Genomic DNA, 22,481 nt, shown 5'->3' on the forward strand with positions numbered 1-22,481 from the left:
GTGTGCGGGCGGCGTCGATCGGTCCGTTGCAGTCCGTTTCAGTCCGTTTCAGTCCGTTTCAGTCCGAGAACGAGATCGTGAAGTTCTTCTCGGCGTCGACCCCGATCTGGAGCCGCTTCGGGAGCGGCCCCTCCGCCATCTTCTCGAGGACGGCGACCGAGAGCAGCGGCAGGAGCGACGCCCGGAGGATATGGTCGATGTTGCGCGCCCCCGTGTCGACCTCGGTGCAGCGCGCCGCGATCGTCTCGACGAGCGCGTCCGAGTACGACGCCTCGATCCGCTGGCTCTTGCGCAGGCGGTCGACGAGCGCGTCGAGCTTGAGCCGCGTGATCTCGCCGAGCGCGTCGGGCGAGATCGGCAGGTACGGCACCGTCGTCATGCGCGCGAGCAGCGCCGGCTTGAAGTGCGCGGAGAGCGTCGGCTTGATCGACTCGACGATCTCCTTGATGAACTCGCCGTCCGCGTCGAGGCGGCGCGACGGGTCTTCCTCCCGCGCCGCGACCGTCATGTTCGTGATCTTGTCGGTCGCGAGGTTGCTCGTCAGGATGATGACCGTGTTCTTGAAGTCGACGAGCCGCCCCTCGCCGTCGCTCAGCATGCCCTTGTCGAACACCTGGTAGAACAGGTTCATCACGTCGGGGTCGGCCTTCTCGACCTCGTCGAGGAGCACCACCGTGTAGGGCCGCTGGCGCACGGCCTCGGTGAGCATGCCGCCCTCGCCGTAGCCGACGTAGCCGGGGGGCGAGCCGATGAGCCGGGAGACGGTGTGCTTCTCCTGGAACTCGGACATGTTGATGACCGTCATCATCCGCTCTCCGCCGAACATGAGGTCGGCGATCCCGAGCGCGGTCTCCGTCTTGCCGACGCCGCTGGGCCCCACGAGCAGGAACACGCCCTGCGGCGTGCTCAGCGGCTTCAGGCCCGCGCGCGCGCTCCGGAGCTCCTTCGAGATCGTCACGATACCGTGCGTCTGCCCCTTGATCCGCCGGGTCAGCCGGTCCTCCATCTCGAGGAGCGCCTTCACGTCGTCCTGGACCATCTTGCCGACGGGGATGCCCGTCCACGCCGCGACCACGCTCGCGACCATGGCCTCGTCGACGTCCGGCCGGACCAGCGGCACCTCGCCCTGGCTCTGCTTGAGCTCGTCGAGGGCCTTGACCACCTCACGGCGCGCGGCGTCGCGCTCCTCGCTCGTCTTGGCCTCGTCCATCTTCTTGCGGGCATCGATGACCCGCTGCGTGCCCGCCGTCTCCTTCGCGTACGCGGCGCGCACCGTCTCGAGCTCGGTCTTCGCCTTCGCGAGCCTGTCCTTCAGCGCGCTGACCCGCTCTTCATCGATGTGCACGCCCCTGTCGCGATCCCGCTCGAGCGCCTTGAGCTCGGTCTCGGTGTTCACGATGAGGATCTCGGCGTCCTCGACCGCGGAGGGGCGCTGCTGCAGCGCGACCTTCACGCGGGCCGCGCAGGTGTCGAGCAGATCGACCGCCTTGTCCGGCAGCTGCCTGCCGGTCAGGTAGCGCGCCGACAGCCGCACGGCCGCGGTCACCGCCTCATCCTGGATGATGACGTTGTGGGCCGCCTCGAACTTCGGCCGGAGCCCCCGGAGCATGACGACGGCCGCCGGCTCGCTCGGCTCGTCGACCTTCACCGGCTGGAAGCGCCGCTCCAGGGCCGCGTCCTTCTCGAAGTATTTCTTGTACTCGCTCCACGTCGTGGCCGCGATCGTCCGGAGCTCGCCGCGGGCGAGCGCCGGCTTGAGCAGGTTGGCCGCGTCGCCGCCGCCTTGCTGGCCGCCCGCGCCGATGAGCGTGTGCGCCTCGTCGATGAAGAGGATGATCGGCTTCGACGACCCCTTCACCTCGGCGATCACCTGCTTCATCCGGTTCTCGAACTCGCCCTTCACGCCGGCCCCTGCCTGGAGCAGCCCCATGTCGAGCCCGAGGATGTCGACGCCCTGCAGGAGCGGCGGCACCTTCGGGTTCTCCGGCGTGCTCTCGACGATGAGCAGCGCGAGCCCCTCGACGAGCGCCGTCTTCCCGACGCCCGCGTCGCCGACGATGATCGGGTTGTTCTTGCGCCGCCGCGCGAGGATATCGATGACCTGCCGGATCTCCCGCTCGCGGCCGAAGATCGGATCGATCTGCCCCGCGCGCGCCTTCCCCGTGTAGTCGACGCAGAACTTCGCCAGCGCCGAATCGGGCCCGGCGCTCGCCATCCCGGCCGGCAGCTTCCCGGCCCCGGGCGCTCCTGCGCCCGCCGCGGCCGCGGCGGCCTCCGCCTCCTCCTTGGAGCCGGAGACGATCTTGGGGAGGTTGTTCTTGAGATCGTCTTTCGAGATGCCCTCGAGATACGCGCCGATGCTGCTCACCGAGTACCGGGTCGGCTGCTGGACGAGGCGCTGGAAGAGCACGCCGCTCCGGACCCGCTGGTAGCCGTACTCCATGGATCCGACGAGATAGGCGTCCTGCATCCACTCGAGCATCGTCGGCGAGAGCACGGGCCTCCCGGCGTTGCCCTTCCTCAGCTCTTCCAGGCTGCGCTGGAGCGCGGCGCGGAGGTGCGACGGGTCGAGATCATAGTGGGATACGAGAAACGCGATGTCGGAGTTCGCGTCGTCGAGCAGCGCGAGGAGCAGGTGCTCGAGCGTGACCTCGTAGTGGCGCGCGTTGACACACTGGCCAATCGCCGCCTCGAGGGCAGAGGTGCAGTTCTTGGTGAGTCGCTTGACGATGGCTTTGGTGTCGACGAGCTGCATGCGCGGCATGCTAGCCGAGGCGCGCCCTCGTCCGAAAGCGCCTCGTCAGCCTCGCCCCTTGCGCTTCTTCTCCGCGGCCTCCGGGGCGCCGCCCTCGGCCCCGCCCGCCGCTCCGCGCTCCCGCGCGGCCGGCTTGGCGCCCCCGCGGGTCGCGTCGCCGCGCGGCGCCGGCGCGGCGTCGTGGGCGCTGGCGTCTTTTTCCTGCGCGGCGAGCGGCTCGCTGGCCGCGACGCGGTCCACCATGTCGGGCCGTATCCGCAGCTTGAGCAGGGCGCCGACGCGGAGCTTTTGGTCCGGCTCAATACGGTTATCGCGCGCGACGTCCTCGACGTCTATGACGAACTGCCGCGCCACGCCGATCAGCGTATCGCCGGGCGCGACGCGGTAGAGCATCACCTCGCGCGCGGATCGCGGCTGCCCGCGCGCGGCGCGCGCCCGCAGCGGGGCGCGCGAGACGTCGACAGCGTCGTCGTCGGACGAGCCCTCCGCGCCGTCGTCGAGCGAGGACGTGGCCACGGGATCGCGCATCGAGCGCCGCTTGCCGAGCGCAGACCGGTCGTCGTCCACGTCGGTCTCGGCCGCCTTCTTCCGCGCGGGCTTCGGGAGCAGCGAGAGCAGGCTCTCGTCGTCCCGGCTCCCCCTCCGCGGCGCGAAGTCGCGACCGCCGAGCAGATCGACCGGATCGAGGATCGACGCGTCGTCCGTGGAGTTCAGCTCCGTGGAGAGCATCGCGGGCAGGGCGGCCTGCGCTCGAGCGAGCGTGTCCGGCGGGAGCATCACGAGGTAGTCTCCCCGTCCGGGCGGCACGCGGTCCCCCAGGATGTCGGGGTTCAGCTTCCGCAGCGTCGAGGTCCCGATGCCGGCGGCCTTCGCCAGCGTCTTGAGCGGCGTCCCCGGGGCCACCGCGATCTCGGCGGCGTCGATCGGCCGGCTCACCGCGACCTCATCGAACCCGAACCGCTCCAGGTTGTTCGCCACGATCGCCGCCGCCCCGATCTTCGGCACGTACGCGGCCGTCTCCGAGGGGATCGCCTCCTGGCGCGCCAGCTCGTTGAAGTCGGACGTCCCGTAGCGATCGATGCGGTCGAGCAGCTGCTCGTAGCCCATGTTGTAGGCCGCGAGCGCGAGGTCCCAGCTGCCGAAGCGCAGGTAGAGATCGCGCAGGTGGTGAGCCGCCGCCTGCGTGGCGAGGCGCGGGTTCTTCCGCTGGTCGAGGTGCCGCGTCTGCTGGAGCCCGTAGACCGCGCCGGTGGCGGGCATGAACTGCCAGAGCCCCACGGCGCCGACCGGCGATTTCGCCCGCGGATCGAAGCCGCTCTCGATCATGGCCACCCAGATGAGATCCTCCGGGAGCCGTCGTTCCCTGAGCTCGGCCTGGATCATCTCCTGGTAGCGCCCGCTCCGCTTCAGCCACGTCTCGAACATCTGCCGCCCGCGGTCGGTGCGCGTGAAGAATCGGACGTACTTCAGGGTGCGGCGCGACACGGCGAGCCGGAGGTCCGGCAGCTGCAGCTTCGAGAGCGCCTCGGCGCCGGCCGAGTCGAGGTCGTCCACGTCGTCGGCGTAGCTGCCTTCGGCCGAGAACGCGCGCGGCGGCCGCGAGAAGCTCGGCCGATCGAGCTCGCACGCGGCGCCCTCCCGCGCGTCACGCCCCGCCGCCTCGCGCAGCCGCCACAGCTCCCGCGACTCGCCCCCCGGCGGCGCTGCCGGGCCGTCGAGCCCGCGCGCCGGCGCCACGTACGGCGGCGGCGCCGCGGCGAGCGCCCCGACCGTCGCCGTGGCCCGCGCTGCCCCCAGCTGGTAGGTCGATACCGCCGACTGGACCGACGTGATCGCCGACTGGGGCGCCGCCATCCCGACCCCGTAGCCAAACGCCAGGGCCGAGACCAGGGGAGGGATCTTGTGGACGAGGCTCATTGGTGTGTGATCCAACGTCGCACCATGTAGGCAAACCGGTCAACAAACCGGCCGGCCCGGGCGAGCCGGGCGTGGCGCGCCGCTGAGGGGGGCAGGCCTCCGCGCCCTTTCGGGCCTCGGCGTGGCCTCTGGGTGGGCTGCACGCAGACTGGCGGGCCGCATGGTGCGGATGGACGTCAGGCACTCCCGTCCGGCGGAGCGGGTCTGCTAGTCTGCCTCCATGCCGGCGGCGCTCTCGGCCCGCGTGTCCGACACCCAGGCCAACCAAAGCTTCGACGTTTCGTTCGAGCGCTTCCCTGTCCGGATCGGCAGGAATCAGCTGAACGACCTTCACATCGACCGGCCCTACATCTCCCAGTTCCATGCGGCGGTGGACGTCCGCGATCGCCGGATCTTCGTGCGCGACCTCGGCTCCACCAACGGGACGATGTTCGCGGGGCACCGGCTGGCGCGCGACACCTCGGTGGACGTGACCGGCCAGCCGGAGATCACGATCGGCCCGATCCAGATCCGGCTCGCGATCATCGAGGCGCCGCTGAAGTCCGAGAGCCCGAACGACGGCACGCTGCTCGGCACGGGCGGAGACAACCTCTCCGCGCTGATCAGCCCGCAGAAGCGCGCCGCTCCCGGCGGTGAAGACCCCTACCTGCGTCAGGTGGTCCCGTACCTGGAGGCGTACCGGACCGCGTGGGCCGCGGTCTACCGGATGATCTGGGATCACCTCGCGCGCCTCCCGCCCGACGCGCGCCAGAGCTACTTGCGCCGGCTCGGCGAGGAGCACCCGAGCGTGCTCGCGGAGCGGGACTTTCAGAAGATCTCCCAGTACTACGGCGTGGACTACCGCACGCTCGGCGAGCTGGCCCCCGCGAACGCGGCGTTCGCCGCGCTCTCCGAGCTGGCGGGCGCCCTCGCGCCCGGCACGAAGCCCCCGGACGACGTCGCGGGCATCGTCAATTTCGCGCGGCGGCTCCGCGACACGATGGAGGTCTTCCTGAAGTGCTTCGTGAGCTTGCGCGACGGCTATCAGGAGTTCGAGGCCGAGGTACTGGATCGCGATCTCTCCGCGGAGACGGACAAGGTCTCGAACGCGAAGGACGCGAAGGAGCTCGGCACGGTGCTGCTCACGCCGGTCGGGGGCCCGGACGCCGCGCGCCACCTCCACGAGATCTTCGTGGATGTCATGAGCCACCAGCTCGCGCTCCTGAACGGCGTGATGGGGGGCGTGAGGTCGCTGCTCGTGAAGCTCTCCCCGAAGACGCTCGAGGAGAAGCTCGAGCGCGTGGGCAAGAAAGGCGGGCTGTTCTCGAACAAGTACGAGGAGCTCTGGAAGCTCTACGAGCGCCGCCACGGCGACTATTCGGGGGAGGACAAGGAGACGTTTCGGGAAATATTTGGCGAGCAGTTCTCTCGGGCGTACGCTGCGACCGCCGCGGAGGACTATGGGTCGTCCGGCGAGTCGGGAGGCCGGAGCATCGTCCGCTTCCCCGGCTCTGGGAATCCGAACAAACGCTAGCGCCCCAACACGGCGGGGCTTCGCGCGGCGAGCCGCGCCTTGGGCTCGCCGATCTTCGCCGGAGGCGCGGCCGAACGCGAGGCGCCGTTCATGCGAATCAGGGAGAAAGTCGTAGCAGCAGGTTGTCTGGCCGTCGCCGCGTGCCTCCTCGCCCCGCGCGAGGCGGCCGCGCAGACGACGGTCGAACGCGATAAGAACTGGGCCACGGTCTCGGACGTGAGCCTCGTGCTGGGAAGCTCCGTCGTTTTCCTGATGCCGCGTGTCTACTACAGCGATCCCGAGGCCACGGTCGGCTGGAAGGGGCGCTGGCATTTCTCGGTCATGGCGCCCGCCATGACGATGACCGCGCTGACGCTGCTCGTGGACCTGCCGATCAAGAGCGCGCTCGAGTCGACGCGCCCTGGCTGCTCGATCGACGAGACGAAGGCGGCGGTGTCCGACTCGGGCTGCGAGTCGTTCGGCGGCCCGTCGACGCACGCGTTCGCCTCCTGGGGCGCGACGGGCGCGGGCACGGGCATCTTCGTGGTCGACACGTTCCGCTACTCGTCTGGCCGCTTCAACGCCGGCGCTTTCATCGGCAATGTGGCCTTCCCCCTCACCGCCTCGGTCGTCACCACCATCGCCCGCGGCGTCGCCCCCGGCGACACGCGGCCGCACGAGAACGCCGGTCAGATCGCGATCGGCGGCGTCACCGGCTTCCTGAGCGGCCTCGCCGTCGGCACCGCCTACGCGATGCTCCAGCGCCCGAACTGCGGCTACGGCAACGCGCTGTTCTGCTGGTAGCCGCCTCTCCCCCAGCCATCCCTCCGCTCGCTGGAGCAGCCAGGGGGCCGCCCGTCCCCCGCGCCCCCTGGCCTCGGCCGCCCTTCTACAGCAGTTTCCGCCCGCCCCTGGCACGAGCGTCGCAGAGCGCCGGTCACCCGCAAGCGTCGCAGAGCGCCGGTCACCCGCAAGCGTCGCAGAGCGGCGGTCACCCGCAAGCGTCGCAGAGCGGCGGTCACCCGCAAGCGTCGCAGAGCGGCGGTCACCCGCAAGCGTCGCAGAGCGGCGGTCACCCGCAAGCGTCGCAGAGCGGCGGTCACCCGCAAGCGTCGCAGAGCGGCGGTCACCCGCAAGCGTCGCAGAGCGGCGGTCACCCGCAAGCGTCGCAGAGCGGCGGTCACCCGCACAGGAGACGGGCCCAGATCGGCGTTTTCGGCGCGCAAGCGCACTCCAGTGCGCTGAGCACCGAAAACGTCGAGATGGGCCCGTATCCGAAGCGGGTGACCGCCGCTCTAGTCTTGGCCGACGACGCGCTCCCAGAGCGGATCGTTCGACGAGAAGAGCGTATCCCGCTCCACCCGGAGGAATCGCTGGAACTCCACGCGGCGGAGCTCGCGGTCGCTGTCGCGGTTGCCGTCGTCGTGCTTCACGATCTTCACCCGCACCTGCTCGAGCAGCTGAATGCCGTTCGGCTTGTAGGAGACGTCGGTGCGCAGCACGTAGCGGGCGTAGAGCCCGCGCTCGGTGACGGAGGGCACCACCGCCGTGCGCTCCAGGTCGACGGACGCCGCCTCGATCAGCCGTCCCCTTCGCGCAAGGTAGAAGTGCGCTCGTTGTCGGCAGTCGTCGGGATCAGGGCAGTCCTTCGTCTCGGCCACGACGAGGTTGTCGTTGCCGAGGCGCACCGGGGACAGCTTGGTCCCCTTCGCGGGCGCGCGGAAGCTGCCGACCCCGTAGACGTCCGCGCGATCGCCGGCCGCTCGCACGAGCGCGACGAGGCCGCCCTCGTCGCCGTTCTCGAACTTGAGGACGCGCACCCACACGGCGCGAAGCCCCTCCGGCCCGGAGCGGATCTCGACCTCGTCGGGGTCGATCTTGCGCGGCCAGCCGGACTTGGAGATGCCGCCGCGCAGGGTCTCGTTGGCGAACACGTAGTGGCCGGTACAATCGACGTCGGTCGGCCCGATCCCGCGTTCCTCGCTGTAGCCGGGAACGACGACGCTCAGCCACTGGTCTGGGTCGAGGGTGCGGACGGCCGCCTTGCCGCCCGCCCCGCGCTTCGCAGGCGGCAGCTGGGTCGTGCACACCGGGATCGGATTCTGCTTGCGTGTCTGGAGCTCGCCGTGTGGCTGCTCTGGGTACGATCCGCAGCCCGCGAGGGCGGCGGCGAGCCCCAGGCCGACGACGGAGCCGAAGCGAACGATGCTCACGCGCTCTTCGTATCACGCAAGGCGTCGCCAAGGCGAGTTCGCGACCCAACGCCCTGGCCGGCCAACGGCTCTGGCCGGCCAACGGCTCTGGCCGGCCAGCCCGCCTCGTTCTCTCCGGGTCGGCGGTCGCGCGCATGCCAGATCACGCCGCCGCCCGCGCGTCGTCACGTTCCCCACACGCCCGCAACGCGATGGACACGCCCGCGTCCTCTTATGGAAGCGATGGCTTCGCAACGGAATATTGCGCACCCTCAGGAACCAAACGCGAACCAACCCCCAACCAAAAGCGAACCGAATGCCAAGAAACCCGCGCCGCTCCCGGACACAAAAGTCTTGACGCTCCCAAAGAGGGAGTTACCTTCTGGACTCCCTGAGACGAACAGGGGTAGAGATACGATAAGAGTCTTATCTCTGCGTCTCTAAACTCCTAGTCCCGATGGGGCGGACCGTCTGCCAGCGCGCAATGGGGCGTAGACTGAGCCCAGGCGGCGAGACCTTGAAGGAAGAGGCATCTGATCATGGCGTTGCAAGCTCATCTCCAGTTGAAGGGCATCACCCAGGGCCCCATCGATGGCTCGGTCACCCAGAAGGGTCGCGAGAAGACCATCGCTGTCATCGCCGTCCAGCATCAGGTCGTGAGCCCGCGTGACCCGGCGACCGGGCTGCCCAGCGGGAAGCGCCAGCACAAGCCCTTCGTGATCACGAAGGAGCTCGACAAGGCAACCCCCCTTCTTTACAACGCCCTGGTCAACAACGAGAGCATCTCGGAGTGGACGCTCAAGTTCTACACGCCGGGCACCGCGGCGTCGAAGAACGTCGGCAAGGAGCAGAACCACTACACGGTCAAGCTCACGAACGCGACGGTCGCGAGCATCGACTTCCACATGGACAACACGCGCGGCGGGGACGGCGCGAAGGATCGCCCGGAGTACGAGCGGGTCTCCTTCACGTACCAGAAGATCGAGTGGTCGTTCGATGACGGCGACGGCGCGCGTCAGGCGGACGATGACTGGGAGACGCCGCAGGGCTAGTGCCTAGCTGCTGAGGTCTCGTCGCACCGGGCGACCTTCGGGTCGCCCGGTTGCGTTTGTCGTCCTGACGTTGGGGCATCAGAGCGGGGCCTCAAAATCAGGCATGGCCATCACGCGCAGCAAGCTCAGAATGTTGGCATGCCCCTCAGCGCCTACCTCAGACTCGTCGGCGAAAGACAAGGGGAAATCAGGGGCTCCGTCACCCAGAAGGGGCGAGAAGGTAGCATCCTCGTCACCGAGGTGTTCCACTCGCTGGTGGGGCCGCGCGACCCGGTCACCGGGCGCCCGACGGGCAAGCGGATGCACAAGCCCTTCATCGTCACGAAGGACCTCGATCGGTCCACGCCGCTCCTCCTCAGCATCCTCAGCCACAACGAGAGCATCCCCCGCTGGGAGCTCCAGTTCTACAGGTCGATCGCGATCGGCGTCGAGAGGCCTGTCTTCACGGTCCAGCTCACGAACGCGAACATCTCGAGCATCCAGTTCCACATGCTCAACGTGAGGAACCCGGGGCAATCGCGCCTGCCCGAGCAGGAGGAGGTCGCGTTCACGTACCAGAAGGTCGTCTGGACCTGGAACGACGGGGGCCTCTCCGCGGAAGACGACTGGCTCACCCCGCGCTGAGCGGGCGGGCTTCCGCTCGAGGCGCGAGCTGAGCTACGATCCCGCCGTGGCCGGCGCCTCCCTCCTCACCCGAATCGCGCACGCGGCCGACCCGCACTCGACGGAGCGGCACACCTACCGGGATCACGACCTCGAGTCAGCCATCCTGACGCACCTCGGGCACATGCTGAACACCCGCCAGGGGAGCTCGCTGACCTGCCCGGACTACGGCCTCATGGAGGTCTCGGAGGTCCTGCATGAGTTCCCCGAGGCGATCGGCCTGGTGCAGCGCTCGCTCAAGAACTGCATCCAGACCTACGAGCCGCGGCTGAAGAACGTGCAGGTCCGGCACCTGCGCACCGACACGGTCCAGTCGATGGTCCTCGAGTTCGAGATCACCGCGCAGATCCACTTTCCCGATGGCCGGCGGCAGGCGCTCCGGCTCGGCGCTGCAGTGGACCAGAGCGGCAACGTCCGGATGACGTAGCCCCCGCCCGACGGCCTGGCTCACGGCGGTTGACAGCCTTCGGCCCCGGCGGTCGACTGGCGGTGGCGAGAGGATGTTCAACAAGTACTACCAGGACGAGCTCACCTACCTGAGGGATCTGGGGCGCGAGTTCGCCGCCGCCTACCCCGGGATCGCCCCCATGCTCGCGGAGAAAGGCGGGGACCCCGACGTCGAGCGCCTGCTCGAGGGCGTCGCGTTCCTGACCGGCAAGATCCGCCAGAAGCTCGACGACGAGCTCCCCGAGGTGATCCACTCGGTCGCGTCGCTGCTCTTTCCGCACTACCTCCGCCAGATCCCGGCGACCTCGATCATCGAGTTCACGCCGCTCCCGAACGTCGTGCGCGAGAAGCTCGTCGTCGCTCGGGACGCGGAGGTCGGGTCGGTGCCGGTCGACGGCGTCTCGTGCCGGTTCCGCACGACCCAGGACGTCGAGCTCGTCCCGCTCGCGGTGGAGGACGTGCGCGTCGACACGGGCGCGCAGCTCGCGCAGACGCTCCGCATCGAGCTCCGCCTGACCGGCGGCGCCGCGCTGTCGGGCCTGTCGCTCTCCTCGCTGCGCTTCTACATCCACGGCGAGCGCAGGCTGCAGGACGACCTCCGCCTCTGGGTCGGGGCGCACGTCGACACCGTCGCGCTCGCCGCGGTGGACGCCGCGGGGCGCGACACGACGATCGCGTCGCTCCCGGCGCGCGCCGTGCGGCTCACCGGCTTCTCCGATGAAGAGTCGCTGATCCCGTACCCGAAGACGGTCTACCCGGGCTTCCGGCTCCTGCAGGAGTTCTTCACGCTCCCGCAGAAGTTCGCGTTCTTCGAGGTGACCGGCCTCCAGGCGCTCTCGGCGGAGCGGATCTCCGACCGGTTCGCGCTCCTGCTGCAGTTCAAGGACGGGCTCCCGCCGGGGACGCGGATCGGCAAGGAGAACATCCGCCTGTTCTGCTCGCCGGTCGTGAACCTGTTCGAGCACACGAGCGATCCGATCAAGCCCGAGGCCACGAAGCACGAGTACCTCTGCCGCCCGGCGGGCGCGGCGCCCGCGGCCTTCGAGATCCACAGCATCGACAAGGTCGTCGGCATCGCCCGGCGCACGAGCCAGCGCGTCGAGATCCCCTCGTTCTTCAGCTTCCAGCACGAGCTCGATCCCGAGGCCGCCGCGCGGACGATCTTCTACCAGGCGCACCTCCGCCCGGCCGCCATCGGCGACGGCATCGACATGTACCTCTCGTTCGGCTCCCCGCAGGACGCGGGGGCCCTCCCCGAGTTCGACGTGATCAGCATCGAGGCGACGAGCACGAACCGCCGCCTGCCGGCACAGCTCAAGCTCGGCGATCTCAGGGTGCCGACGGCGACCTCACCCGCCGTGGCGAGCTTCACCAACCTCACCGGCGTCACCGCGCCGCTCCCGCCGCCGCTCGGGCGCGAGCTGCAGTGGCGCGTCTTGGCCCACATGGCGATGAGCTACCGCTCGATCACCGAGCTCGAGGTGCTCCGGGCGACGGTCGATCTCTACAATTTCCAGGCGATCGTCGATCGTCAGGCGGCGCGCGCGAACCAGCTCCGCCTGGCCGCGATCAAGGCGATCCGGGTGCGGCCGACGGATCGGCTGTACCGAGGGGCGCCGGTGCGCGGCGTCGCGGTCGACATCGAGCTCGACGAGGGCGGGTTCGTCGGCGAGGGCGAGATGTACCTGTTCGCGAGCATCCTGAACGAGATGCTCGGGTCCTACGTCTCGCTGAACTCGTTCACGCAGCTGACGGTCACCGGCACGAATACACGCGTGGTGCACAAATGGGACCCGAAGAGCGGCAGCCTGACGCTGATCTGAGGCCGGCTGCGCCGAGAGGCGCCGCGAGCGCCGACCCCGTCGCGCTGGAGACGCTCCGGCGCTTCGCGGATACCGCGCCACGCTTCTCGTACTACCGCCTCATCTACCTGCTCGAGCGGCTCTTCCCTGCCGCGCCGCCGGTGGGCCAGCTCGGGCCGGTGCAGGACGAGCGCATCCGGCTGCGCGGCGACCCCTCGCTCATCTTCGCCTCGAGCGACGTGAGCGAGCTCGCGCCGGTCAAGGCCGCTGACGGCGTGGAGCGCGCCCGCGTCTCGACCACGTTCCTCGCCCTGTACGGCTCGGTGTCGCCGCTGCCGGCGTACTTCATCGAGCAGATCGCGCAGGCCGACTACCAGGGCGGCCCGCAGCCGATCCGCGAGCTCCTCGACGTCTTCCACCACCGGCTCCTGTCGCTGCTCTACCGCGCGTGGACGAAGTACCGCCTGCCCGTCACGTACCGCAAGCAGGGCGCCGATCCCTTCTCGCGCCGCATGCTCTGCGCGGTCGGCATCGACGGCTTCCGCGGCTACGAGACGCCGCTCGATCGCTTCTTCTTCCTCCGCTACGCGTCGGTCCTCGCCTCGAAGTCGCGCTCGGCGAGGAACCTGGAGACGGTGCTGTCCGAGATGCTCGGCAACATCGGCGTGAAGATCGAGCAGTTCGTCGGTCACTGGACGAAGATCGAGAAGCCGTTCAGGAACAAGCTCGGCGTGATGAACCATCAGCTGGGCGAGAGCCTGACCCTGGGGCGCTACGTGTTCGACGGCTCCGGCCGCTACAAGGTCGTGCTCGGCCCGGTCGGCTACGACGAGTACCTCTCCTTCTTGCCCGGGGGTCGGCGGCAGGATCTGGTCCGCGGCGTCATCGAGACGTTCACGCCGGGCATCCACGACGTGATGCTCGAGATCCACGTGGACACGGAGGAGGCGCCGCGGTTCCAGCTCGGCTCGCCGCGCGCCGCGACGCTCAAGCGCACCGCGTGGATCGGCGGATCTGCGGCGGAGCGGCTCGTGATCACGATCCCCCTCGACGACAAGCACCTCGCGGGCGGCGACGACGAGGACGACGACGATCGGGGCGAGCCCCCGCCGATGTGACCCAGGCCGAGCGCCGCCGCCGCGGGCCGCCGGGAGGCGCTGCGGCGCGCGCGCCGTGGGCTCGCCCTGCGCTCAGTAAACGGTGAGGCTCTGCAGCGCGGCCGAGATCTCGTCGGCGTTCGCGTCGACGTTCTCGTGGTGCACGATCTGCACGAGCAGGATGCGGCGGGGGCTCCGGAGCAGGATCTCGTGGGCAAAGGCGTCCGAGATGGGCTTCGACGGGATCTTCGCCTTGACGAGGTAGCTGCGCCCCTGCGTGTTCGCCGTGGCCACGGGCGCGCGGCCGGAGAGGATCTCCGCGCCCTGCTCCTCGAGGTCCGCCTCGTAGCGCTTGAGCACGTCGGGCCACGGATCCTCGGGGCTGTCGATGCGCTCGTAGATCGAGAACAGGAACTGCCGCGGGGACTGGTACGTGATGAAGCGGCGCTCGGGCGTGTAGTCGGCGCCGCCGACGTTCCAGTCCATCGGGCGGCTCATGCGGATGTCGCCGTTCATGAGGCCCACGCCGATCCTGCGCGGCACCCGGTCCGTCGCCGGCGCGTCGAGCGGCGGGAAGTACACCTCGAAGCTCGAGTCCTTGCTCAGGGAGCCGGCCGCGCCGTGGAGGTAGAAGACGTCGTCCTGCTTGGGGGCGGTCGGGGAGCCGCCGCAGCCGGCGAGCAGCGCGATCGCGGCCACGGCGGCGCAGGCCACGCCCGCGCGCCCCGCTCCGGCGGCGATCGAACGGCGGGCGCGGAGGGCGGGGACGTGCGCGAGCATCGGCATTCCGAGGTGCCTCATCGGGGGAACTCTAGGCCAGCGAGGGCACGCCAGCCAAATGTTCGCCGAGGAGTTTGCCCTCGGGGTGCCCGGCATTGAATGATTGCCCGGCCCGGGCAGCGCTGCGCCCGCCGATCGAGGCGGTACCCCGTGCCGTGAGAGAGACATGTCCAACGAAAGCAAACCGAGTCGCAAGGGCGAGCCCGCCGGAGCACCGGCGGCGAGCGCGCCGAGCCCCCCCTCCACCCGCACGAGCCAGGGCCACGAGCGTCCGGCGCCTGGCCGCCGCGCGCCCGGGCGCCCCGCGCTCGCGGCAGCCTTCGCGCTTGCGCTGGGGGCCCCGGCGTGCAGCGGCATCGACGCCGGCGTGGAGTACCCGGACGACCTGCCCGCGATCGATCGGTACCTCTTGACCCCCGAGAACGGCCCCGAGGCGCCGCTCGCGCTGGGCGAGTTCAAGATCGGCCCCGAGACGTGCAGCGGCGTCGACACGCACCCGGTCACCCAGAAGCTCTCGCCCGAGGATCTCAGCCGCTTCCTCGCGGCGCAGGGCGCCGGGAGCATCACCCCGAAGCTGGCGAGGTCGAACCTGTACTGGTTCGACTTCCCCGCGCGCGACAAGTCGTTCGTCCGGCTGCGCCTTGCGGTGCTCGAGGACGCCAAGCACGCGACGCAGGATCTCCACGACGCGGTGCTGCAGCACGGGCCAGGCTGGTGGGGCGTCCGTCGCTCGAACCTCGCCGTGCTCGCGCCGAAGGCGAGCCTGAGGGAGGCGATGGCGTTCGCCATCAAGTACAAGCTCGTCTGCTGGGGCGTCTTCACGTACGCGGCCAACGACGACGCATACGTCGTCCCCGGGCCCTACGCCGAGCTGTGAGGGGAGCCGGCGGCGCGCGGAGCGGAGGCGCACGCCGCCGGCGCGCCGTCGGCGACCTCTGCGAAGCTGGCCCACGCTCGGGGAGAACGCGTAGACTGCGCCCATGCGCCGTTACGTCTTGCTCGCCGCCGCCGTCGCTCCGATCCTCGCCGTGACCGCAGCCGTCTCCGTGCCCGGCTGCAGCGAGGAGTTCGAGAACATCTGCGCGTTCCTCAACGATCCCGACAGCTGCTACCACGCGTTCCAGTCTGAAACCGCGGCTGGGTGCTGGACGCCGGGCGCAGGAAACGGACCAAGCGGCGCCTTTGCGAGCCGCGACAAGCTTGATGTCTGCTTCCTCGATGAAGGTGGCCAGATCGTCTTCGATCCCCCTCTCGATATCGCAGCATTCCCCCCGAAGACCATGGCCTTCAAGCGCCTCGATCGGACGGCAGCGGAGTGCGGCTCTGCCACGTTCTCAGGAGAGTTCAGCTACTCCGTGACCGTCCAAGTGCCCTGCACCGCGGACGAGATAGATGGTGGCGTGGCGGCGTGCGCGGACGCCGGCGCCGATAGCACCATCAAGATCGGCAAGACGATAACCCTCGCGACTCCGGAGGGCCGGAGCACCCTCGACGTGAGCTGCACGAACGGGTCATCGCACCACTTCAATCGTGTCGACATCCAGGAGTGCGCGACGGAAGGACAAGACCAGCTGCAGCCTCGGGCCGTGCTCGAGGCGAACGCGGGCAACCAGCCCCCGCCCGACGCCGACCCCACGATGACAGGCGACTACGCAGGCTCCGTCAAGCTCAGCGTTCACTATCCGCAGAGCAACTCGATAGTGGAGTTCGAGAAGGGGAAAACGCGGGTGGAGCAACCGCCTGTCGTGGTCGAGTACTTCAACTGCCGTATCCCAGCTCCGGCGCCGCTCTGCTTCGACGGCGAGAAGGACGGCTTGGAGACCGACATCGACTGCGGGGGCACGCTCTGCACGAAGCGGTGTGAGGAAAGCCAGTCCTGTGCTCTGGACAGCGACTGCGCGACCGGCACGTGCAGAACCGACAGCAGCGGCTTTCTCAAATGCCAGGCAGCTGCCAGCAGCAGCGCAAGCGCCACCACCGGAGGCGGTGCGGGCGCGGGCGCGGGCGGCGCCGGCGGCACGGGCGGCGCCGGCGGCCAGTAGCCTCGCTCTTCGCTCAGGCGACCAGCACCTTCACCACGAACGTCGTGCTCCCGAGGCGCAGCCGGTCGTTGTCGCGCAGCTGCCGGCGCTCGCCCTGTCCGAGGCGCTGCTCGTTGACGAAGGTGCCGTTGCGCGAGCCGTCGTCCTCGATGAAGACCTGACCCGTCGTCGGATCCGCGTGGATCGACGCGTGCCGTGAGGAGGCGCTCGCGTCCGCGAGCCCGATCTCCGTCGCGGCGTCCGCCCCGGCGCGGCCCACCTGCGTCCGGCCGCTGTAGATCGGCCAGAAGCTGCCTCCGGGATCGTTCTGGAACGTCACGATGAAGCCGACGAGGACACGCGCGGGCTGCGCCGACACCTGCGGCACCGCACCCGAGACCGCGCCCTGGACGATCGGCGGCGCGACGATCGCAGGCGCCCTGGCCTGAGCGACCGCCGGCACCCCGCCCTGCACCATCTGCGGCGGCGCGAGCGCGCCCCCCTGCACCATCGGCGGCGGCGCCACCACGCCCGGCTGCACCATCGGCGGCGGCGCCACCACGCCCGGCTGCACCATCGGCGGCGCGACCAGCCCAGACGCCCCCGCCGGCACGACCATCGGCGGGGGCGCCACCATCTGCGGAGGCGCGCCGAAGACCGGCGCCGGCGCCACGGGCTGCTGCCCCATCGCGCCACCCATTGACGCGCCAGGCACCATGCCCGGCCCCGGCGCCCCGAGCGCCGGCTGGACCGGCGGGACGCCCGGCGCGTTCATCGGAGGAGACGCCGGCTGCGACGTGAGCCCCGCGGAAGGTGCCGCTCGGGCCCAGGGGGAGACCGGGAAGGGAGCTTCCCCGCCCGTCGAGAAGGCGACGCTTCCCCCCGGCGATGCGGGCACCGAGAGCCCGCCTCCCCCGACCCCGTAGGCCTGAGGAGGAGGCGGATAGGCGCCCTGCGCGCCCCCCGCCGCGTAGCCTGGCGACGCCGCACCGCCATAACCCGAGACGGCTGGCTGCCCTGGATAGCCCGGCGGGCCAGGCGGAGCATAAGCGCCAGCCCCCGCCTGCACCGGCGGAGGCGCGACCGGAACGGACGCTCCAGGCGCTGCGCCCGCCACGCTCGTACCGCACATCGAGCAGGCAGCGTCGGTCTCCTTGAGCATCCACGCGCAGTTCGGACACGGCCTCATGCGATCTCGAGGCTACCGATTCGCTTGACATCCGTCGAGGTGAAAGCCGCGCTTTGGCGAGAGCGCGCGAGCACGCCGCGCGTTCAAGCCGCGCGGCGCAGGCGACGCGATGCCGCTGCCACGCGCTGCAACGCGAGCGCGCCAAGCTCGCCGAGAGGCACGGGCGTCCGTCGCTGCCGCGCGGGCGTCTTCACGAAAAAAGCACGAAAAAAGGCGCCGCGCGGTCGAGCCGCGCGGCGCCCCGGAGACAGGTCGCTCAGCGATCGCTGGCGACGGCCGTCATCAGTTGCTGGCGATCGAGCTCTTCTCCGACTTCTCGATCTCCTTCTTCTCGCCGTCCTTCGACTCCTCGGTCGCGGGCGCGGGCTCGGGCAGCCGCTCCAGCGCGGCCTCCAAAACCTGCTCCATCCGGCTGACGAAGAAGAACTGCAGCTCGTCCACGACCTCCTTCGGGACCTCCTCGAGATCCGCCCGGTTGCGCTCGGGGACGATGATGCGCTTGATGCCGGCGCGGTGCGCCGCCAGCACCTTCTCCTTCAGGCCGCCGATCGGGAGCACGCGACCGCGGAGCGTGATCTCGCCCGTCATCGCGACGTCGTGGCGGACCTTGATCCCGGTGAGGAGCGAGACGAGCGCCGTGAACATCGTCACGCCCGCGCTCGGCCCGTCCTTGGGCATCGCGCCGGCGGGGATGTGGATGTGCAGATCGCTCTTCTCGAGGAAGTCCTTCGCGATGCTGTACCTCGACGCGTTGCTGCGCACGAACGACAGCGCCGCCTGCGCCGACTCCTTCATCACGTCGCCGAGCTGGCCGGTCAGCTGGAGCTTGCCCGTGCCGTACATCCGCGTCGCCTCGATGAAGAGGATCTCGCCGCCGACGCTCGTCCACGCGAGGCCCGTCGCGACGCCGCTCTCGGCGGTGCGCTCCGCGACCTCGCTCGTGTACTTCGCCGGGCCGAGGAACTCGTGCAGGTCGTCCTCGTTGTCGACGCGCCGCTTCTGCGTGTCGCCCTCGGCGACCTTCACCGCCACGCCGCGGATGACGCCCGCGATCTGCCGCTCGAGCGATCGGACGCCGGCCTCGCGCGTGTAGTGATCGATGATCTCCTCCAGCGCCTTGTCCGTGACCTCCAGCTGCTCGGTCGTGAGCCCGTGCTCCGACAGCTGCTTCGGGAGCAGGTGCTGCCGCGCGATCGCGAGCTTCTCCTTCCGCGTGTAGCCGGGGATCTCGAGGATCTCCATGCGGTCGCGGAGGGGCGGCGGGATCGGATCCGCCACGTTCGCGGTCGCGACGAACATCACGTGCGACAGGTCGTACGGGATCTCCAGGTAGTGGTCCGCGAACGTGTTGTTCTGCTCCGGATCGAGCACCTCGAGCAGCGCCGCCGACGGGTCGCCGCGGAAGTCGTGCCCGATCTTGTCGACCTCATCCATCATGAAGACCGGGTTGATCGTCCCCGACTTCTTCATGCCCTGGATGATCTGGCCAGGGAGCGCGCCGACGTAGGTGCGCCGGTGGCCGCGGATCGCCGCCTCGTCGTGCACGCCGCCGAGCGAGACCCGGTGGAACTTGCGGCCGAGGGCGCGCGCGATGCTCCGGCCGAGCGACGTCTTGCCGACGCCGGGAGGCCCGAGCAGGCAGAGGATCGGGCCCTTCTTGTCCTGCTTCAGCTTGCGGACCGCCAGGTACTCGAGAATGCGCTTCTTGACCTTCTCCAGGCCGTAGTGGTCCTCGTCGAGCACCTTGCGGACGCTGCCGATGTCGAGGTTGTCCTGCGTCGACTGCGTCCAGGGCACGTCGAGGATCCAGTCGAGGTACGTGCGCACGACGGTGTACTCGGCCGACCCGACCTGCATCGTGCGCAGCCGCTTCAGCTGCTTCTTCGCGACGGTCTCCGCCTCGGTCGGCAGGTTCGCCTTCGCGATGCGATCCTCGAGCCCGTCGAGATCGCCCTGATCGCCGTCGTCCTCGCCCAGCTCCTCCTTGATGGCCTTGAGCTGCTGGCGCAGCACGTACTCGCGCTGGTTCTTGCCCATCTCCTCCTTGATCTGGGAGTTGATGCGCTCGCGCATCTTCAGGATCTCGAGCTGCCGCGTGAGCAGCCGCAGCACCTTGCGGATGCGCTCCTTGACGTCGATCGTCTCGATGAGCTGCGCCTTCTCCTCGACCGGAGCGTCGAGGTTCGCCGCGACGAGATCGGCGAGCGCGCCGGGCGCCTGGATGGAGTCGATGAGCGAGCCCGCCTCGCGCGGGAGCTCCGGCATCAGCTGGATGACCTGCTTCGCGATGTCGCGCAGGCTCATCGCCAGCGCCTCCGCCTCGACGTCCTCCGTCGCCGGTTCGTCCATGCGGCGGATCTTGGCGCGCAGGTACGGCGTGTGGGCCGTGACGCTGTCGAGCCTGATCCGCGTGAGGCCCTGCAAGATCAACGAGTAGTTGCCCGAGCTGTGCTTCAGCGCCTTCAACACGCGCGCGGCGCAGCCCATGGGGTACAGGTCCTCCGCCCCGGGATCGTCGGTCGACGGATCGCGCTGGGCGAAGATCGCGATGACCGGGCCGGGGAGGTTGTCGACATCCTCCACCAGCGCGACCGACTTCTCGCGGCCGACATCGAAGGGCGCGACGGCGCCCGGGAACAGCACCGCATTGCGGATCGGCAGAACCGGCAGCTCGTCGCCGAAGACGACCTCTTCCTCGGAGCGCGGCGGCATCGGCGGGTTCTTTTTCTCGGACATGGCGATCTCCTCTAGGCACCCGACCGGGGGAGGTAAACCCCTTCATCAACACGCAGCCGGGCCGCGCGGCCACCGCGCGCCCCGGTCATCTTGGCTTGCATCCAGACGGATGCGGATGGTGCAACGCGGAGCCCTGCTGGCAGCTCTTGGTGGAAGACAGCCCGCGAGGCTACGGGAACTCACCATAGACACGGCGCATGCCGCGTGCCACAGCCCTGGCCATTTTTTTGAATGTGGATACGCTGCGGGTGGTCAGCTCCGACTCCGACCTGCAGCGCTCGCTCGTCACGCTCGTCTCCACCTGGCGCGCGCGACGCGGCGCAGGATCCTCGGCGGCCGGGTCAACGAGGCGCGCCTCGGCCTTGCCGCGCGCCGCGGCGAGGTCGAGGCTGCGCCCGGCACGGAGCGACACCCTGGCCCTCGCTGAACGATGATCGATCCCCTGCTCGGCCTCGGCGCGCTCGCGATCGCGATGCTCGGCCTTCCGGCGGCGCCGTCGCTCGATCCAGGGCCCAGCCCGGCGTGCCCGGCGGACATGCGGCTCGTCACCGGCACGCACCGCGACGAGGTGCAGCACGTCTGCGTGGAGCCGGTCAAGAGCGGCAAGGCGACCCACTGCTTCGCGTACTGGGAGGACATCACGGCCGAGGAGGGGCCGTCGACCGAGATCTCCGTGTGCATGGACCAGTTCGAGGCGCCGAACCAGCGGGGGGCGAAGCCGCTCGTCATGCAGTCGTTCGAGACCGCGACCGCCTGGTGCGCCGCGCGTGGCAAGCGGGTGTGCGCCGAGCAGGAGTGGGAGCTCGCGTGCGAGGGCCCCGAGCGGCGTCCCCTCGCCTACGGCTGGCGCGTGGACAAGGCGGTCTGCAACAGCGGCAAGGCCTGGCGGCCGGTCGACGAGCGGAAGCTCGGCGCCTCCGGCGAGGTGGCGCAGCGCGAGGTCGAGCGGCTCTGGCAGGGCGCGCCGAGCGGCTCCCATCCCGGGTGCGCCTCGACCTTCGGCATCTTCGACATGATGGGCAACGTCGAGGAGTGGGTCGCCTCGCGCCGCGGCCGCCGGTGGCCAGGCGCGCTCATGGGGGGCTTCTGGGCCAAGCCGTGGACGGGCTGCCGCGGGACGAACGACGCGCACGATCCGAAGTTCGTGTTCTACGAGACCGGCTTCCGCTGCTGCACCGATCCTCGCCCCACGGGCGTCGCGGCGGCGCGCGAAGAGAACGAAGAGCGCGGCGGGCGGCCAGCGTCGGGGCCCTGAGGTCGGGCCGCCGCGGCGGCGCTCGCCGCGAGCGAAGAAGGAGGCACGACGGGCGCAGGTCCTGCTAGAAGCCAGGGCGTGCGCGCCCTGTTCTTCGGTACCCCCGCCATCGCCGTGCCGTCGCTCGAGGCGCTCGCGTCGATCGCGGACGTCGTCGGCGTCGTCTGTCAGCCGGATCGACCGGCCGGCCGCGGGCTCGAGCTGAAGGCGCCGCCGGTGAAGGTGAAGGCGCTGGAGCTCGGCGTGCCCGTGCTGCAGCCCGAGAAGGTCCGCACGCCCGAGTTCGCCGCGTGGGTCGCGGGCGCCGGCGCGGATGTCGCGCTGGTGATCGCGTACGGGCGCATCCTGCCGAAGGCGGTGCTCGAGGCGCCGCGGCGCGGCTGCATGAACCTGCACGCGTCGATCCTGCCGCGCTACCGCGGCGCCGCGCCGATCACCTGGGCGATCGTCGGGGGCGAGACCGAGACGGGCATCTCGCTGATGCAGATGGACGAGGGCATGGACACGGGGCCCGTCTACGCGGTGCGCCGGACGCCGATCGGCCCGGACACGACCGCCGACGAGCTCGCGATCGATCTCGGGGCGCTCGCCGCGCGCGTCGTGCGCGAGGACCTCCGCCGCGCGGTGGACGGCGAGCTCGCGCCGACGCCGCAGGACCACGAGGCAGCGACGCACGCGGCGCTCCTGAAGAAGGAAGACGGGCGCATCCGGTGGGAGCGGAGCGCCCGGCAGATCCACGACCACATCCGGGGGATGACCTCGTGGCCAGGCGCCTTCACGACGATCGACGGCAAGGCGCTCAAGGTGCTGGCCGCGCATGTCGAGAGCGAGGCCGACCAGGGCGGCGCGCCGCCGGGGACCGTGGTGATGGCCGGCCGCAGCGTCGTGGTCGTCGCCTGCGGCGCGGGCGCGATCCAGATCGTGCGAGCCCAGGTCGAGGGGCGGAAGCCGCTCGCGGCGGCGGACCTCGTCGCCGGGCGGACGCTCCAGGCGGGGATGGTGCTCGGTCGTTGAGCGCCCCGGGCGCCGTTCACGGCGCCCTGTCGATGAGCGCGGCCCGCGTCACGGCGCCCGGTCGTCGAG

The 22,481-nt window shown here is 70.1% G+C and carries 18 protein-coding genes; 11 read left to right on the plus strand and 7 right to left on the minus strand.

What is annotated here, in order from left to right:
• Positions 1 to 58: 58 nt before the first annotated feature.
• Positions 59 to 2,764, minus strand: coding sequence for a type VI secretion system ATPase TssH (gene tssH, locus WMF34_RS25705; RefSeq protein WP_437989435.1), 2,706 nt, complete (start codon positions 2,762 to 2,764; stop codon positions 59 to 61).
• 36 nt (positions 2,765 to 2,800) lie between these two features.
• Complete coding sequence (locus tag WMF34_RS25710) at positions 2,801 to 4,672, minus strand: transglycosylase SLT domain-containing protein (protein WP_437989436.1); 1,872 nt, start codon at positions 4,670 to 4,672, stop codon at positions 2,801 to 2,803.
• A 220-nt stretch (positions 4,673 to 4,892) separates the two neighbouring features.
• Between WMF34_RS25710 and WMF34_RS25715 the strand changes: the two genes are divergently transcribed.
• Both WMF34_RS25715 and WMF34_RS25720 read left to right on the plus strand, forming a co-directional pair.
• Positions 4,893 to 6,185 (plus strand): type VI secretion system-associated FHA domain protein, encoded by a 1,293-nt coding sequence (locus tag WMF34_RS25715; RefSeq protein WP_437989437.1) that lies wholly within the window; start codon positions 4,893 to 4,895, stop codon positions 6,183 to 6,185.
• A 90-nt stretch (positions 6,186 to 6,275) separates the two neighbouring features.
• Complete coding sequence (locus WMF34_RS25720) at positions 6,276 to 6,968, plus strand: hypothetical protein (RefSeq protein WP_012237624.1); 693 nt, start codon at positions 6,276 to 6,278, stop codon at positions 6,966 to 6,968.
• Between the two features lie 491 nt (positions 6,969 to 7,459).
• Here the strand turns inward: WMF34_RS25720 and WMF34_RS25725 are convergent, their stop codons facing one another.
• Complete coding sequence (locus tag WMF34_RS25725) at positions 7,460 to 8,377, minus strand: hypothetical protein (protein ID WP_012237625.1); 918 nt, start codon at positions 8,375 to 8,377, stop codon at positions 7,460 to 7,462.
• Positions 8,378 to 8,895: 518 nt separating this feature from the next.
• Between WMF34_RS25725 and WMF34_RS25730 the strand changes: the two genes are divergently transcribed.
• The 5 genes from WMF34_RS25730 (at position 8,896) to tssG (ending at position 13,438) form a co-directional block, all read left to right on the plus strand.
• Positions 8,896 to 9,408, plus strand: coding sequence for an Hcp family type VI secretion system effector (locus tag WMF34_RS25730; protein WP_012237626.1), 513 nt, complete (start codon positions 8,896 to 8,898; stop codon positions 9,406 to 9,408).
• Positions 9,409 to 9,546: 138 nt separating this feature from the next.
• Complete coding sequence (tssD, locus tag WMF34_RS25735; protein WP_012237627.1) at positions 9,547 to 10,032, plus strand: type VI secretion system tube protein TssD; 486 nt, start codon at positions 9,547 to 9,549, stop codon at positions 10,030 to 10,032.
• A 46-nt stretch (positions 10,033 to 10,078) separates the two neighbouring features.
• On the plus strand, positions 10,079 to 10,498 hold the full coding sequence (gene tssE, locus WMF34_RS25740; protein ID WP_012237628.1) for a type VI secretion system baseplate subunit TssE: 420 nt from the start codon (positions 10,079 to 10,081) through the stop codon (positions 10,496 to 10,498).
• Between the two features lie 73 nt (positions 10,499 to 10,571).
• Positions 10,572 to 12,341 (plus strand): type VI secretion system baseplate subunit TssF, encoded by a 1,770-nt coding sequence (gene tssF / locus WMF34_RS25745; protein ID WP_437989438.1) that lies wholly within the window; start codon positions 10,572 to 10,574, stop codon positions 12,339 to 12,341.
• On the plus strand, positions 12,305 to 13,438 hold the full coding sequence (tssG, locus tag WMF34_RS25750) for a type VI secretion system baseplate subunit TssG (protein ID WP_437707646.1): 1,134 nt from the start codon (positions 12,305 to 12,307) through the stop codon (positions 13,436 to 13,438). The genes tssF and tssG overlap by 37 nt, the downstream gene beginning before the upstream one ends.
• Before the next feature lie 72 nt (positions 13,439 to 13,510).
• Here the strand turns inward: tssG and WMF34_RS25755 are convergent, their stop codons facing one another.
• Positions 13,511 to 14,218 (minus strand): hypothetical protein, encoded by a 708-nt coding sequence (locus tag WMF34_RS25755; RefSeq protein WP_231864244.1) that lies wholly within the window; start codon positions 14,216 to 14,218, stop codon positions 13,511 to 13,513.
• 145 nt (positions 14,219 to 14,363) lie between these two features.
• Here WMF34_RS25755 and WMF34_RS25760 point away from each other — a divergent pair, with 145 nt between their 5' ends.
• The gene (locus WMF34_RS25760) at positions 14,364 to 15,074 is read left to right on the plus strand and encodes a hypothetical protein (RefSeq protein WP_080598994.1); all 711 of its coding nucleotides are present in this window, start codon (positions 14,364 to 14,366) and stop codon (positions 15,072 to 15,074) included.
• A 103-nt stretch (positions 15,075 to 15,177) separates the two neighbouring features.
• The gene (locus WMF34_RS25765; RefSeq protein WP_012237633.1) at positions 15,178 to 16,239 is read left to right on the plus strand and encodes a hypothetical protein; all 1,062 of its coding nucleotides are present in this window, start codon (positions 15,178 to 15,180) and stop codon (positions 16,237 to 16,239) included.
• Between the two features lie 13 nt (positions 16,240 to 16,252).
• Here the strand turns inward: WMF34_RS25765 and WMF34_RS25770 are convergent, their stop codons facing one another.
• From WMF34_RS25770 to WMF34_RS25780, 3 genes are all read right to left on the minus strand, one after another.
• Positions 16,253 to 17,407, minus strand: a complete 1,155-nt coding sequence (locus tag WMF34_RS25770; protein WP_012237634.1) for an FHA domain-containing protein — start codon at positions 17,405 to 17,407, stop codon at positions 16,253 to 16,255.
• 282 nt (positions 17,408 to 17,689) lie between these two features.
• Positions 17,690 to 20,143: an endopeptidase La gene (gene lon / locus WMF34_RS25775; protein WP_012237635.1), complete on the minus strand. Its 2,454-nt coding sequence runs from the start codon at positions 20,141 to 20,143 to the stop codon at positions 17,690 to 17,692.
• A 169-nt stretch (positions 20,144 to 20,312) separates the two neighbouring features.
• Positions 20,313 to 20,555 carry a hypothetical protein gene (locus tag WMF34_RS25780; RefSeq protein WP_044965756.1) on the minus strand — a complete coding sequence of 81 codons (243 nt, stop codon included), beginning with the start codon at positions 20,553 to 20,555 and terminating at the stop codon, positions 20,313 to 20,315.
• Positions 20,556 to 20,573: 18 nt separating this feature from the next.
• Between WMF34_RS25780 and WMF34_RS25785 the strand changes: the two genes are divergently transcribed.
• On the plus strand, positions 20,574 to 21,398 hold the full coding sequence (locus tag WMF34_RS25785) for a formylglycine-generating enzyme family protein (protein ID WP_012237636.1): 825 nt from the start codon (positions 20,574 to 20,576) through the stop codon (positions 21,396 to 21,398).
• A gap of 78 nt (positions 21,399 to 21,476) precedes the next feature.
• A complete protein-coding gene (fmt, locus tag WMF34_RS25790) occupies positions 21,477 to 22,412 on the plus strand; it encodes a methionyl-tRNA formyltransferase (RefSeq protein ID WP_012237637.1) in 936 nt (311 codons plus the stop codon).
• Positions 22,413 to 22,481 lie beyond the last annotated feature (69 nt).

Source organism: Sorangium sp. So ce145 (assembly GCF_051525985.1).
Taxonomy (GTDB): Bacteria; Myxococcota_A; Polyangia; order Polyangiales; family Polyangiaceae; genus Sorangium; species Sorangium cellulosum_B.

Excerpts from the sequence above, each read along its gene's own strand:
- WMF34_RS25720 (WP_012237624.1), top strand. The coding sequence starts at position 6,276 with ATGCGAATCAGGGAGAAAGTCGTAGCAGCAGGTTGTCTGGCCGTCGCC.
- lon (WP_012237635.1), bottom strand. The coding sequence starts at position 20,143 with ATGTCCGAGAAAAAGAACCCGCCGATGCCGCCGCGCTCCGAGGAAGAG.
- WMF34_RS25765 (WP_012237633.1), top strand. The coding sequence starts at position 15,178 with ATGCGCCGTTACGTCTTGCTCGCCGCCGCCGTCGCTCCGATCCTCGCC.
- tssF (WP_437989438.1), top strand. The coding sequence starts at position 10,572 with ATGTTCAACAAGTACTACCAGGACGAGCTCACCTACCTGAGGGATCTG.
- WMF34_RS25755 (WP_231864244.1), bottom strand. The coding sequence starts at position 14,218 with ATGAGGCACCTCGGAATGCCGATGCTCGCGCACGTCCCCGCCCTCCGC.
- WMF34_RS25715 (WP_437989437.1), top strand. The coding sequence starts at position 4,893 with ATGCCGGCGGCGCTCTCGGCCCGCGTGTCCGACACCCAGGCCAACCAA.
- WMF34_RS25760 (WP_080598994.1), top strand. The coding sequence starts at position 14,364 with ATGTCCAACGAAAGCAAACCGAGTCGCAAGGGCGAGCCCGCCGGAGCA.
- WMF34_RS25785 (WP_012237636.1), top strand. The coding sequence starts at position 20,574 with ATGATCGATCCCCTGCTCGGCCTCGGCGCGCTCGCGATCGCGATGCTC.
- tssH (WP_437989435.1), bottom strand. The coding sequence starts at position 2,764 with ATGCCGCGCATGCAGCTCGTCGACACCAAAGCCATCGTCAAGCGACTC.
- WMF34_RS25710 (WP_437989436.1), bottom strand. The coding sequence starts at position 4,672 with ATGAGCCTCGTCCACAAGATCCCTCCCCTGGTCTCGGCCCTGGCGTTT.
- WMF34_RS25770 (WP_012237634.1), bottom strand. The coding sequence starts at position 17,407 with ATGAGGCCGTGTCCGAACTGCGCGTGGATGCTCAAGGAGACCGACGCT.
- tssG (WP_437707646.1), top strand. The coding sequence starts at position 12,305 with ATGGGACCCGAAGAGCGGCAGCCTGACGCTGATCTGAGGCCGGCTGCG.
- WMF34_RS25730 (WP_012237626.1), top strand. The coding sequence starts at position 8,896 with ATGGCGTTGCAAGCTCATCTCCAGTTGAAGGGCATCACCCAGGGCCCC.
- tssD (WP_012237627.1), top strand. The coding sequence starts at position 9,547 with ATGCCCCTCAGCGCCTACCTCAGACTCGTCGGCGAAAGACAAGGGGAA.